This window comes from Pseudomonas frederiksbergensis, from assembly GCF_003732275.1.
Classification (GTDB): Bacteria; Pseudomonadota; Gammaproteobacteria; order Pseudomonadales; family Pseudomonadaceae; genus Aquipseudomonas; species Aquipseudomonas frederiksbergensis_H.
On the sequence record NZ_MOBM01000041.1, the window covers coordinates 71,352 to 83,664 of the forward strand.

General features: G+C 60.3%; 14 protein-coding genes and 1 other RNA gene. 10 read left to right on the plus strand and 5 right to left on the minus strand.

Annotation, left to right across the window (positions count from 1 at the left end; translation table 11 throughout):
- The first annotated feature begins 38 nt into the window (after nucleotides 1-38).
- A complete protein-coding gene (locus BK662_RS32345; RefSeq protein WP_032835866.1) occupies nucleotides 39-446 on the plus strand; it encodes a flagellar basal body-associated protein FliL in 408 nt (135 codons plus the stop codon).
- 138 nt (nucleotides 447-584) lie between these two features.
- Here BK662_RS32345 and BK662_RS32350 read toward each other — a convergent pair whose 3' ends face one another.
- Entirely contained in the window at nucleotides 585-1,034 is a 450-nt protein-coding gene (locus BK662_RS32350) for an EVE domain-containing protein (protein ID WP_123360955.1), read from the minus strand.
- A 200-nt stretch (nucleotides 1,035-1,234) separates the two neighbouring features.
- On the opposite strand from BK662_RS32350, the gene BK662_RS35010 reads away from it, so the two are divergent.
- On the plus strand, nucleotides 1,235-1,384 hold the full coding sequence (locus tag BK662_RS35010; protein ID WP_018927582.1) for a hypothetical protein: 150 nt from the start codon (nucleotides 1,235-1,237) through the stop codon (nucleotides 1,382-1,384).
- Between the two features lie 35 nt (nucleotides 1,385-1,419).
- Here BK662_RS35010 and BK662_RS32355 read toward each other — a convergent pair whose 3' ends face one another.
- From BK662_RS32355 to BK662_RS32370, 4 genes are all read right to left on the minus strand, one after another.
- Entirely contained in the window at nucleotides 1,420-2,025 is a 606-nt protein-coding gene (locus BK662_RS32355; RefSeq protein ID WP_123360956.1) for a 5-formyltetrahydrofolate cyclo-ligase, read from the minus strand.
- Nucleotides 2,026-2,110: 85 nt separating this feature from the next.
- Nucleotides 2,111-2,289, minus strand: a non-coding RNA gene (gene ssrS, locus BK662_RS32360) — 6S RNA.
- 30 nt (nucleotides 2,290-2,319) lie between these two features.
- Nucleotides 2,320-2,637, minus strand: a complete 318-nt coding sequence (locus tag BK662_RS32365) for a cell division protein ZapA (protein WP_007942435.1) — start codon at nucleotides 2,635-2,637, stop codon at nucleotides 2,320-2,322.
- Complete coding sequence (locus BK662_RS32370; RefSeq protein ID WP_007899405.1) at nucleotides 2,634-2,843, minus strand: TIGR02449 family protein; 210 nt, start codon at nucleotides 2,841-2,843, stop codon at nucleotides 2,634-2,636. Before BK662_RS32370 ends, BK662_RS32365 begins: the two co-directional genes overlap by 4 nt.
- 218 nt (nucleotides 2,844-3,061) lie before the next feature.
- On the opposite strand from BK662_RS32370, the gene BK662_RS32375 reads away from it, so the two are divergent.
- The 8 genes from BK662_RS32375 (at nucleotide 3,062) to gcvH (ending at nucleotide 12,167) form a co-directional block, all read left to right on the plus strand.
- Nucleotides 3,062-3,622, plus strand: coding sequence for a YecA/YgfB family protein (locus BK662_RS32375; protein WP_123360957.1), 561 nt, complete (start codon nucleotides 3,062-3,064; stop codon nucleotides 3,620-3,622).
- A gap of 27 nt (nucleotides 3,623-3,649) precedes the next feature.
- Entirely contained in the window at nucleotides 3,650-4,984 is a 1,335-nt protein-coding gene (gene pepP, locus BK662_RS32380; protein WP_123360958.1) for a Xaa-Pro aminopeptidase, read from the plus strand.
- Nucleotides 4,981-6,168: a 2-octaprenyl-6-methoxyphenyl hydroxylase gene (gene ubiH / locus BK662_RS32385; protein WP_123360959.1), complete on the plus strand. Its 1,188-nt coding sequence runs from the start codon at nucleotides 4,981-4,983 to the stop codon at nucleotides 6,166-6,168. The genes pepP and ubiH overlap by 4 nt, the downstream gene beginning before the upstream one ends.
- 127 nt (nucleotides 6,169-6,295) lie before the next feature.
- Nucleotides 6,296-7,513, plus strand: a complete 1,218-nt coding sequence (locus BK662_RS32395; protein WP_185047219.1) for a 2-octaprenyl-3-methyl-6-methoxy-1,4-benzoquinol hydroxylase — start codon at nucleotides 6,296-6,298, stop codon at nucleotides 7,511-7,513.
- A 218-nt stretch (nucleotides 7,514-7,731) separates the two neighbouring features.
- Nucleotides 7,732-8,736 (plus strand): extracellular solute-binding protein, encoded by a 1,005-nt coding sequence (locus tag BK662_RS32400; RefSeq protein WP_123360961.1) that lies wholly within the window; start codon nucleotides 7,732-7,734, stop codon nucleotides 8,734-8,736.
- A 142-nt stretch (nucleotides 8,737-8,878) separates the two neighbouring features.
- Nucleotides 8,879-10,495: an ABC transporter permease gene (locus BK662_RS32405; protein ID WP_123360962.1), complete on the plus strand. Its 1,617-nt coding sequence runs from the start codon at nucleotides 8,879-8,881 to the stop codon at nucleotides 10,493-10,495.
- A 156-nt stretch (nucleotides 10,496-10,651) separates the two neighbouring features.
- Entirely contained in the window at nucleotides 10,652-11,734 is a 1,083-nt protein-coding gene (gcvT, locus tag BK662_RS32410) for a glycine cleavage system aminomethyltransferase GcvT (RefSeq protein ID WP_123360963.1), read from the plus strand.
- 49 nt (nucleotides 11,735-11,783) lie between these two features.
- Nucleotides 11,784-12,167: a glycine cleavage system protein GcvH gene (gcvH, locus tag BK662_RS32415; RefSeq protein ID WP_048396304.1), complete on the plus strand. Its 384-nt coding sequence runs from the start codon at nucleotides 11,784-11,786 to the stop codon at nucleotides 12,165-12,167.
- Nucleotides 12,168-12,313: the final 146 nt, after the last annotated feature.

Below are 12,313 nucleotides of genomic sequence, written 5' to 3' on the forward strand. Positions count from 1 at the left end.
TCGTTATGCTTGGCCGCAAACCGGATAAGGAGCGAATTGTGAAAGCGTGGATCATGTTGATGCTGGCCCTGTCTCTGCCTGTGGCAGCGATGGCCGAAGAAGCCAAAGAAGGTGAGGCCCCGAAGGTCAACTACATCACCCTGAGCCCGCCATTCGTGGGCAACTATGGGCTGGACGGCACGCCGAAACTCAAGGTCTACAAGGCCGATGTGGCGTTGCGGGTGACCGGTGAAGAGGCGACCAAAGCGGTGAAGGCCAATGAGCCATTGATCCGTAATCAGTTGGTGGCGTTGTTTGCGCAGCAGACCACTGAAGCCATGAACAATGTCGAAGCCAAGGAAAAACTGCGTCAGGAAGCCTTGAAGCAGACCCAGCAAGTGATGAACGACGAGACCGGCAAGCCGGTGGTTGAGGATTTGTTGTTCAACAACCTGATCATTCAATAAGTCTTTGCTGTCCGGGTGGGCCTCATCGCGAGCAGGCTCGCTCCCACATTGAATCTGCATTCACTGGAGATCCCCTGTGGGAGCGAGCCTGCTCGCGATAGCGCCCTTGAGATCGCCGTCGCCGGCAAGCCGTGCTCCTTACAAAAGCGCAATCACCGTCGCCCACTGTTCCGCAGTCACCGGCATCACCGACAGTCGCGAGCCTTTCTGCACCAGTGGCATCTCGGCCAGCGCCGTTTGCTGCTTCAGATAATCCAGTTTCAACACTTCAGGAAACGTCTCGATATGCGCAACATCAATCGCGCTCCAGGCGTTTTTCTCGGCAGTGGCCTTCGGATCGAAGTAATGACTCTCCGGCTCCAGCGCCGTCGGGTCCGGGTACGCGGCTTCGACAATCTTGCCGATCCCGGCAATCCCCGGCTCCGGGCAGCTGGAGTGATAGAAGAAAAACTCGTCACCCACCGCCATGGCCCGCAGGAAATTACGCGCCTGATAGTTGCGAACCCCGTCCCAGCGCGCTCGGCCCAGCTTCTCCAGGTCTTTGATCGAGAGTTCGTCGGGCTCGGATTTCATCAGCCAATAGGCCATGGTTTTGCTCCTTGCGAAGTGAGTGGGCAAGCGGTCGGGCAATTTTATGACAAACCGACAGTCGGTTGACGCCAGCGTTTGCGTGTCGGTTCACGTTGTCGCAAAATGCCGGCCTTCCAAGCTTGACGCTGCTGCACGGCCTACACCTAAACGGAAACCGCTGCTGTCATCGTGTTGATGTGCCTTGAGGGGGGCAATCGATGAAACGCAAACCGGATTTACTATGGATATTGGTTATTTTGTTCGGGTTGGGCGTCGTGACCACCGGCTATGCCCAAAGCCTGTGGAACAACAAACCCGATGCTCCCGTCGAGATCGCACAGCAACAGCCGTCGGCCTTCAAACGCTGAACCTGTCTTTTGGGCGCCGCTGATTTCAGTGGCGTCTAGTCCGCGAAATACCACGCCTTGTCCGTGACCGTTCCCTGCAGCGGCACATCCCAGCTCGCCTGAGCCAATCGTTGAACCTTCTGACATTCATGGGCCAGGCCCAGCAGCGTCGGCTTGCGCCAGTTTTTGCGGTGCGCCAGGTATGCCAGGCTACGGTCGTAGAAACCACCGCCCATACCCAGGCGTCCGCCGACATCGTCAAACCCCACCAGCGGCAACAACACCAGATCCAGCGCCCAGACTTTGCGTTGTCGGGCGATGTTGTGCCGAGGTTCGGGGATGCGAAAACGATTGGGTTTGAGCTTTTCGCCGGGACGAATCCGCTGAAACACCATTTTGGTTTGCGGCCAGGCACTGAGCACTGGCAGATAAATCGCCTTGCCCCGACGTTGCGCGGCACGCATCAGCAGGCGCGGATCGATTTCACCGTCGTTAGGCAGGTACAGAGAGATGTGTCTTGCGCGGCGGAACAGCGGATGCTGGGCCAATTGCTTATACAGCCCGCGAGCGGCCTCGCGCTGCTGACTGGGTGTCAGTGCGCGGCGGGCCTTGCGCAGCATGCGTCGAAGTTGCGGGCGGGGCAGCAGCGCAGGTTCGGTCATGGATTCAGGCTTCGGAAGTGCGATTACTAAAGCGTACCCGTAAAAAAGCCGATGCCGGTATAAAAACCGGCATCGGACTGGAATCAGGCTCCCCGGATGAACCGCTGTCGACTTAGCCCTTGAACCCGAAAGTTCAAGGTGGAAGATGCAGTAGGCTTTAAGGCTTTCCGTCTAGCGGACATGCACACCAGCCCAACGTGCAACCTCCAGGGTAGTGCGAATCGGCTCAGGGACGTCGTCAACTGGCAAGCACCCCAGGGAGTGATGCGAGTATACCCCAAGCGGTCGCGCGAATCAGCCCTTGGTGACATCCGGATCGGTTGCCAGTACCAGATCGACGCGGTCCAGCAGGTCGCGAACCTGCTCACGGGTCGAGCCGCTGGCCTGCACATCAGGGCGTTCTTCCTTGTGCAGAAGATCGTGCGTGATGTTCAGCGCGGCCATCACGGCGATGCGGTCGGCGCCGATGACTTTGCCGCTGCTGCGGATTTCGCGCATCTTGCCGTCCAGGTAACGGGCAGCGCTCACCAGGTTGCTGCGCTCTTCCTGGGGGCAGATGATCGAATATTCTTTGTCGAGGATCTGCACGGTAACGCTATTGCTTGAACTCATGAGTCTTGCTCCAGGGCCTTGAGGCGCGAAATCATCGATTCGACCTTACGCCGGGCGATTTCATTTTTTTCAATGAGGTGCGCGCGTTCCTCGCGCCAGCTCTTTTCCTGAGCTAATAGGAGTCCATTCTGACTCTTTAGTTGCTCGACTCGAGTAATTAGCAGTTCGAGTCTGGCCATCAGCGCTTGCAGGTCGGTGTCTTCCATTGTGTCCACTGAGTTTGTGTCTGATGGATGGCAGGCCCTGTACGAAACTGCCTGCGCGTCGATCATGCTGCGTTAAAAACAGGCTCGCCTGATCGCCGCTCGGCGAGTTTCGTACAGACCCTGGCTGGCGGACAGCCTTTAATAGTCTTGGCGAGTCTGTCGATGTAGGATACAAGGCCTTCATTCTAGACATAGCGCCGTCTGGCGCCTAGCTGCCCATGACCATTCAGAATTCCCCGTACAAAGCCTTCGCCACGCTGCTGACTTCCAGCGGCCATAACGTCTCGCCTGCCGAACTGCATGGCCTGCTGCTCGGTCGCAGTTGCGCCGGTGCCGGCTTCGATGCCGAAGGCTGGCTGGTTGATGCCGCCGAGTTGCTCGAAGGCGAGCCGCAAGACAACGTTCGCAATGCTTTGATCGGCCTGCAAGAGATGGTCAAGGGCGAACTCACCGGCGACGACGTGACAGTCGTTCTGCTGCTACCGACCGATGACGAGCCGCTGGCTGACCGTGCCGCTGCACTGGGCCAATGGTGCCAGGGCTTTCTCAGCGGTTTCGGCCTGAACTGCCGTGATAGCAGCATGTTGAGCACCGAGGCCACCGAAGTGTTGCAGGATCTGGCGGCCATCGCCCAGGTGCAAGACGCCCTGGAAGAATCCGACGACGGCGAAAGTGATTACATGGAAGTGATGGAGTACCTGCGCGTCGCGCCGCTGCTGCTATTCACCGAAACCAAGAAAGCCGACGAGCCGGCTGCCGCCAAACCGTCGTTGCATTAATCGCATGCCAGGGAAAGCCATCTGCCCATGATTCATATCCCGAAATCGGAATACAGCCGTCGCCGCAAAGCGCTGATGGCGCAGATGGAACCCAACAGCATCGCCATCCTCCCCGCCGCCGCGGTGGCCATCCGCAACCGCGATGTCGAGCACGTCTACCGTCAGGATAGCGATTTCCAGTACCTCAGCGGTTTCCCCGAGCCTCAAGCCGTCATCGTCTTGATGCCCGGCCGTGAGCACGGCGAATACGTGCTGTTTTGCCGGGAACGTAATGCCGAACGGGAATTGTGGGACGGCCTGCGCGCCGGCCAGGAAGGCGCGATCCGCGACTTTGGCGCCGACGACGCTTTCCCGATCACCGATATCGACGACATCCTGCCGGGCCTGATCGAAGGCCGCGACCGGGTGTACTCGGCGATGGGCAGCAACCCCGAATTCGACCGGCACCTGATGGACTGGATCAACGTGATCCGCTCTAAAGCGCACCTCGGCGCCCAGCCGCCGAACGAATTCGTTGCCCTGGATCATCTGCTTCACGACATGCGCCTGTATAAATCGGCGGCAGAAGTGAAGGTGATGCGCGAAGCCGCACGGATTTCCGCCCAGGCACATATTCGTGCGATGCAGGCCAGCCGTGCCGGTTTGCATGAGTTCAGCCTCGAAGCCGAACTCGATTACGAGTTCCGCAAGGGCGGGGCGAAGATGCCGGCGTACGGGTCGATCGTCGCAGCGGGGCGCAACAGCTGCATCCTGCATTACCAGCAAAATGACGCGGTGCTCAAGGACGGCGATCTGGTGCTGATCGACGCCGGTTGCGAGATCGACTGCTACGCCAGCGACATCACCCGCACCTGGCCGGTCAATGGCAAGTATTCACCGGAGCAGAAGGCGATCTACGAGTTGGTGCTGGCTTCCCAGGAAGCGGCGTTTGCCGAAATCGCGCCGAACAACCACTGGAATCAGGCACACGAAGCCACGGTCCGGGTGATTACCGCCGGGCTGGTGAAGTTGGGCCTGTTGCAGGGCGACGTCGACGAGTTGATCGCCAGCGAAGCCTATAAAGCGTTTTACATGCACCGCGCCGGCCACTGGCTGGGCATGGATGTGCATGACGTTGGCGAGTACAAGGTCGGCGGCGAATGGCGTGTGCTGGAAGTCGGCATGGCGCTGACAGTCGAGCCGGGCATTTACATTGCTCCGGACAACCAGAATGTAGCGAAGAAATGGCGCGGCATTGGCGTACGCATCGAGGACGACGTGGTGGTCACCAAAACCGGTTGTGAAATCCTGACTAACGGCGTGCCGAAAACGGTCGCCGAAATCGAGGCCTTGATGGCCGCAGCACGGACACAAGCGGCATGAGTCGAGTCAATCTGGCAATTATCGGCGGTGGCCTGGTCGGCGCCAGTCTGGCGTTGGCGTTGCAGGCCGGGGCCAGGGCCCGAGGCTGGAAGATCGTGCTGATCGAACCGTTTGCCCCCGGCGACACCTATCAACCGAGTTACGACGCCCGTTCTTCGGCGCTGTCCTTCGGTGCCCGGCAGATTTATCAACGGTTGGGCGTGTGGCAGGAAATCTCTCGCCGCGCCGAGCCGATCAAGCAGATTCATGTCTCCGACCGTGGACGTTTCTCCACCGCGCGGCTGTCGGCGATGGAAGAGGGCGTTCCGGCGCTGGGTTATGTGGTGGAAAACGCCTGGCTTGGCCAATGCCTCTGGCAAGGCCTGGACAAGGACGTGATCAGTTGGCGTTGCCCGGCGGAAGTCACTCGCATGGAACCGTTGACCGACGGCTATCGCCTGACGCTCAACGATGAAACCACCCTGGAATGCGACCTTGCGGTGCTCGCCGATGGCGGCCGTTCCGGCCTGCGTGAGCAACTGGGGATTGGCATCAAGAAACGCCCGTACAACCAGAGCGCGCTGATCGCCAACATCACCCCCAGCGAAGCGCACAACGGCATGGCCTTCGAGCGTTTCACCGACGATGGCCCGATGGCCTTGCTGCCGTTGCCGGACAATCGCTGCGCCTTGGTCTGGACCCGTCTGGGTATGGACGCGCAACGGCTTGCAGCCCTTGATGACCGCAGCTTTCTCGGCGAGTTGCAGGGCATCTTCGGTTATCGCCTCGGCACGCTGAAACAGGTGGGCGTACGGCATTTGTATCCGCTGTCGCTGATCGAAGCCGAGGAGCAAGTCCGCCCGCATCTGGCGATTCTCGGCAACGCCGCCCACAGCCTGCATCCGATTGCCGGGCAAGGGTTCAACCTGTCGTTACGTGACGCCCAGGCACTGGCCGATAGTTTGTTGGGCTGCGAGACCGGGCCCGGCGATTTCGCCACCTTGCAGGCCTACCGCGAGCGTCAGCGCATGGATCAGAACCTGACCGTCGGCTTCTCCGATCAGGTCACCCGCTTGTTCGGCAGTACGCAGCCGCTGGTTTCCCTGGGCCGCAACATCGGCCTGCTCGGCCTCGATCTGCTGCCGCCGGCCAAGCGCTGGTTCGCCCGGCAGGCCATGGGGTTGGGTACGCGTCCCGATGATTAAGCGAAAACCGGGCAGGATGCACCTGCAAGTCGATATTCATGACGACGCGAGCACTTGGGTGACGCGGGTCGAGAAAAACCTTTATGTGCGGCTCTAGCCGCAAGCGAGACAGGCTTAAAGCATGGAAATGCGCGCAGATCTGCTGATTGTCGGGGCCGGAATGGTCGGCAGTGCCCTGGCGCTGGCGTTACAAAACAGTGGGCTCGAAGTCCTGCTGCTGGACGGTAGCCCCCTGAGCGTCAAACCCTTCGATGGGCAGGCTCCGTTCGAACCGCGGGTGAGCGCCTTGTCGGCGGCCAGCCAGCGAATACTCGAACGCTTGGGCGTCTGGGATGGCATTGTCAGCCGGCGCAGTAGTCCGTACACCGACATGCACGTCTGGGATGGCAGCGGCACCGGGCAGATCCATTTCTCGGCGACCAGCGTCCATGCCGAAGTGCTCGGGCATATCGTCGAGAACCGCGTGGTTCAGGACGCCTTGCTCGATCGACTGCACGACTGCGATCTCGGGATGCTGGCCAATGCGCGTCTGGAGCAGATGCGCCGCTCCGGTGACGACTGGCTGCTGACCCTGGCCGATGGCCGCACCTTGCGCGCGCCTTTGGTGATCGCGGCGGATGGCGCCAATTCGGCCGTTCGGCGCCTGACCGGCGTTGCGACTCGCGAGTGGGATTACATGCACCACGCGATCGTTACCAGCGTGCGCAGCTCAAAACCTCATCGAATGACCGCGTGGCAACGATTCACCGACAACGGTCCGCTGGCGTTTCTGCCGCTGGACCGGGACGGTCAACAGGATTGGTGCTCGATCGTCTGGTCGACCACGCCCAGCGAAGCCGAACGCCTGATGGCGCTGGACGATGAAGGCTTCTGCCAGGAGCTGGAACGGGCCTTCGAGGGTTGCCTCGGCACAGTGCTCAGCGTCGACCCGCGTTTGTGTGTGCCGCTGCGTCAGCGTCATGCCAAGCGGTATGTGGCTGAAGGCCTGGCGCTGATCGGCGACGCGGCCCACACCATCCATCCGCTGGCCGGGCAGGGCGTGAACCTCGGTTTCCTCGATGCCGCAGTATTGGCCGAAGTGCTGCTGCAAGCGGCTGCGCGCGGCGAGCGGTTGGCGGACGTGAAAGTGCTCAGTCGCTACGAGCGTCGGCGCATGCCCCACAACCTGGCGTTGATGGCGGCAATGGAAGGGTTCGAGCGCTTGTTCCAGGCCGATCCGTTGCCGGTGCGCTGGTTGCGTAATACCGGGTTGAAGATGGTCGATCAGATGCCCGAGGCCAAGGCGTTGTTCGTGCGTGAAGCGCTTGGGTTGATTGGGGATCTGCCGGCGTTGGCCAAGGCCTGACATCATCGCTGCAGCTGATGGCCTCTTCGCGAGCAAGCCCGCTCCCACATTTGAAATGCATTCCAATGTGGGAGCGGGCTTGCTCGCGAAGGCGGCACATTCAACGCACATCCCAAACCGTGCAACATCCGGTAACTCCTCCACTCACTGTTCGATTGAGAAGCGAAATGTGAGTCCTTATCATTTGTCATCACTTCCCCACTCGAGAGACCGCTTCCATGTTGGCACCCAAGCGTCTACTGACCGCACTGGCCCTGACCCTGATTGGCAGCACCGCCGCCCAGGCCGCCGACGAGGTGGTGGTTTACTCCTCGCGTATCGATGAGCTGATCAAACCGGTCTTCGATGCCTACACCCAGAAAACCGGCGTGCAGGTGAAGTTCATCACCGACAAGGAAGCGCCATTGATGCAACGGATCAAGGCCGAGGGCGAAAATGCCACCGCCGACCTGCTGCTGACCGTCGATGCCGGCAACCTCTGGCAGGCCGAGCAGATGGGCATCCTCCAGCCGTTCACTTCCAAGGTGATCGACGCCAACATCCCACTGCAATACCGCGCTTCCTCCCATGCCTGGACCGGCCTGAGCCTGCGGGCGCGGACCATCGCCTACTCCACCGACCGGGTGAAACCCGGTGAACTGACCACCTACGAAGCGCTGGCCGACAAGCAGTGGGAAGGCCGCCTGTGCCTGCGCACGGCGAAGAAGGTCTACAACCAGTCCCTGACCGCCACCATGATCGAAGTCCATGGCGCCGAAAAAACCGAGAAGATCCTCAAGGGCTGGGTCAACAACCTGTCCACCGACGTGTTCTCCGACGACATTGCCGTGCTGGAGGCGATCAACGCCGGCCAGTGCGATGTCGGCATCGTCAACACTTACTACTATGGCCGTCTGCACAAACAGAAGCCGGACCTGCCGGTGAAGCTGTTCTGGCCGAATCAGGGCGACCGTGGCGTACACGTCAACCTGTCGGGCATTGGCTTGACCAAACATGCGCCGCACCCGGAAGCCGCCAAGGCGCTGGTGGAGTGGATGACCACGCCCGAAGCGCAGAAGATTTTCGCTGACGTGAACCAGGAATTCCCGGCCAACCCTGCCGTTCAGCCTTCAGCTGAAGTCGCGAGCTGGGGCAAGTTTGTGGCCGACACCTTGCCGGTGGAAATTGCCGGCAAGCGTCAGGCTGAAGCGATCCGGATGATGGATCGGGCTGGCTGGAACTGAGTCTGCTGTTTTAAAGGTCAAAAGATCGCAGCCTGCGGCAGCTCCTACAGGGTGAATACATCCCAACGTAGGAGCTGCCGAAGGCTGCGATCTTTTTGCATTTTTTCCTTACACTTCACGATTTCCTCGCGAGACACCTTCCTTGGCCCACCCCGCCCAACGCCGCTGGTATCCCCTGGTCTTCGCCATTGCTGCGGTGGTCCTGCTGCCCCTGAGTGTCCTGCTTCTCTCCTGGCAAACCATCGATCAGCAGATCTGGTCCCACCTGTGGGACACCCAGATGCCGCGACTGCTGGGCAATACCCTCACGCTAGTCCTCGGCGTTGGTTTCGGCGTAACGCTGCTGGGCGTCAGCCTGGCCTGGCTCACCAGCCTCTGCGAATTCCCCGGGCGGCGCTGGCTGGATTGGGCGTTGATGCTGCCCTTTGCGATTCCTGCGTACGTGCTGGCATTTGTCTTCGTCGGCCTGCTGGATTTTGCCGGGCCCGTGCAAACCTTGCTGCGCGAATGGTTCGGCAGCGGTTTGAGGCTGCCGCGAGTGCGCTCCACCGGCGGTGTGATTCTGGTGCTGGTGCTGGTTTTCTATCCGTACGTTTACCTGTTGGCACGTACCGCATTCCTGGCTCAGGGCAAAGGCCTGATGGAAGCAGCGCGAGTCCTTGGGCAATCCCCGTGGCAGGCGTTCTGGCGAGTGGCGTTGCCCATGGCACGTCCAGCCATTGGCGCGGGAGTGGCGTTGGCGCTGATGGAAACCCTGGCGGATTTCGGTGCGGTGTCGGTGTTCAACTTCGATACATTCACCACCGCTATCTACAAAACCTGGTACGGCTTCTTCAGCCTTTCCACCGCCGCGCAACTGGCCAGCCTGTTGCTGTTGGTGGTGATGGTCGTGCTGTATGGCGAGCGCCGTGCCCGCGGGGCCAACCGGGCGAGCAACGAACGGCCACGGGCCAAGGCGTTGTATCACCTGCGTGGGGTCAGGGCGCTGGCGGCCATGAGCTGGTGCGGCCTGGTCTTCGCCTGCGCCTTTGTCATTCCCGTGCTGCAACTGGTGGTGTGGTTCTGGCAGCGTGGGCGCTTCGATCTGGATGAGCGCTATACCGGATTGATCATCCATACCTTGTACCTGGGCGGCATGGCGGCGTTGATCACCGTCAATGTCGCTCTGGTGCTGGCCTTTGCCCGTCGATTGGCACCGACCCGGGCGATCCGCTCCGGCATCAGTCTGGCCAACCTTGGCTACGCGTTGCCGGGCTCGGTGTTGGCGGTGTCGATCATGCTCGCGTTCAGTTACCTGGATCGCGAACTGGTGATCCCGCTGTCGGGCTGGCTTGGCGGCGCGGGCAAACCGTTACTGCTGGGCAGTCTGTCGGCATTGTTGCTGGCCTATCTGGTGCGTTTCATCGCGGTGGCCTATGGACCGCTTGAAAGCAGCCTGGCGCGAATACGGCCCTCTTTGCCCGAAGCAGCACGTAGCCTTGGCGTCAGTGGGCCACGACTGTTTTTCAAAGTGTATCTGCCACTGCTGCTGCCGGGCACGTTGAGCGCGGCGTTGCTGGTGTTCGTCGATGTGCTCAAGGAAATGCCCGCGACCCTGCTGATGCGCCCGTTCGGCTGGGACACGCTGGCGGTGCGGATCTTTGAAATGACCAGCGAGGGCGAGTGGGCAAGGGCCTCGTTGCCGGCACTGACCCTGGTGTTGGTCGGGTTATTACCGGTCATCGGATTGATCCGACGTTCGGCGCATCGAAACACGTAGGTGTCAGTCCTACACCTTGCGGCTACAATGCGCGGCATTCGGTGCGGTCCGTCTTACAGACCGGGTGGCTGAAACGGCTGAAAGCCTTTTATTTCAAGGCATTTCACCCCGTGCAGCGCCTGTCCGCACCTTCGCCACGCCCGGAAGGAGAAACCCATGGGACAGCGTACGCCTCTGTATGACCTTCATCTCGCCCTCGGCGCGAAGATGGTCGATTTTGGCGGTTGGGATATGCCTCTGCATTACGGCTCGCAGGTCGAGGAACACCATCAGGTGCGCCGCGATTGCGGGGTTTTCGATGTATCCCACATGACCGTGATCGATGTTGACGGCCCCCAGGCCAAGGCCTGGCTTCAGTATTTACTGGCCAATGATGTCGAACGTCTGCACAGCCCCGGCCGTGCCTTGTACAGCGCCATGCTCAACGAGCATGGCGGCATCGTCGACGACATGATCGTCTACCGTCTCGAGAACGGTTATCGCCTGGTGGTCAACGCCTCCACCCGCAATCAGGACCTGGCCTGGATGCAGGCTCATCTCGGCGACTTCGACGTGCAGCTCAACGAGCGTTCCGAGTTGGCGATGCTGGCCATTCAAGGGCCTCACGCCCGGCACAAGATTGCCGAACTGGTGATCCTGTCCCGCGGCACGCTGATTCAGCAGCTCAAATATTTCGAAGGTCAGACCGACGGTGACTGGTTCATCGCGCGCACCGGTTACACCGGTGAGGATGGTCTGGAAATCGTGCTGCCGGCCGATCAGGCGCCGGGCTTCTTCAACGATCTGGTGGGCGCGGGTATTTCCCCGATCGGCCTCGGCGCGCGCGATACCTTGCGTGTCGAAGCCGGCATGAACCTCTACGGTCAGGACATTCATCAAGACGTTTCGCCATTGGCCTCCAACATGGCCTGGAGCATTGCCTGGGAGCCGGCCACGCGCCAGTTCATCGGCCGCAGCGTCCTGGAAGCGGAAAAGGCCAGCGGCGTGCAGCACAAACTGGTGGGTCTGGTCCTTGAAGAACGTGGAGTTTTACGGGCGCATCAAGTGGTTCGCATCGCCGATGTTGGCGAAGGGGAGATCACCAGTGGTAGTTTCTCTCCTACGCTTAGCAAGTCGATAGCACTGGCGCGCGTGCCGGTGGCCACCGCCGACCGCGCTGAAGTGGAAATCCGTGGCAAGTGGTACCCGGTTCGAGTGGTCAAACCGACCTTCGTACGCCACGGCAAAACTTTGATCTAACTTTTTTGGCGGGCAATGACCGCTGACATTTTTCTTGAGGACACAGAACATGAGCGAAATCCCTGTCGACCTGCGTTTTGCCGAAAGTCACGAATGGGCCCGTCTAGACCATGATGGCGGCGTGAAAGTGGGTATTTCAGACCATGCTCAGGAAGCCTTGGGTGACGTAGTGTTCGTTGAGCTGCCGGAAATCGGCAAAGTGTTCGCGGCCGGTGAAGCTGCAGGTGTAGTCGAGTCGGTCAAGGCCGCCTCCGATATCTACTCGCCAGTTTCCGGCAAAGTCATTGCCGTTAACGAGGAGTTGGCCAACAGCCCGGAACTGGTCAACAGTGCGCCTTATGACAGCTGGTTCTTCAAACTTGAGCCAAGCGATACCTCCGAGCTGAACAACCTGCTCGACCCGGTGGCCTACAAGGCTGCTATTGGCGAGTAATGCTCGCCCCGTGTAGGAGCTGCCGAAGGCTGCGATCTTTTGATCTTGTTTTTTAAAAATCAAGGTCAAAAGATCGCAGCCTTCGGCAGCTCCTACACCGTTCTTGTATGACTCTCAATGGCTCCTCGACAGCGACTGCTATGCTG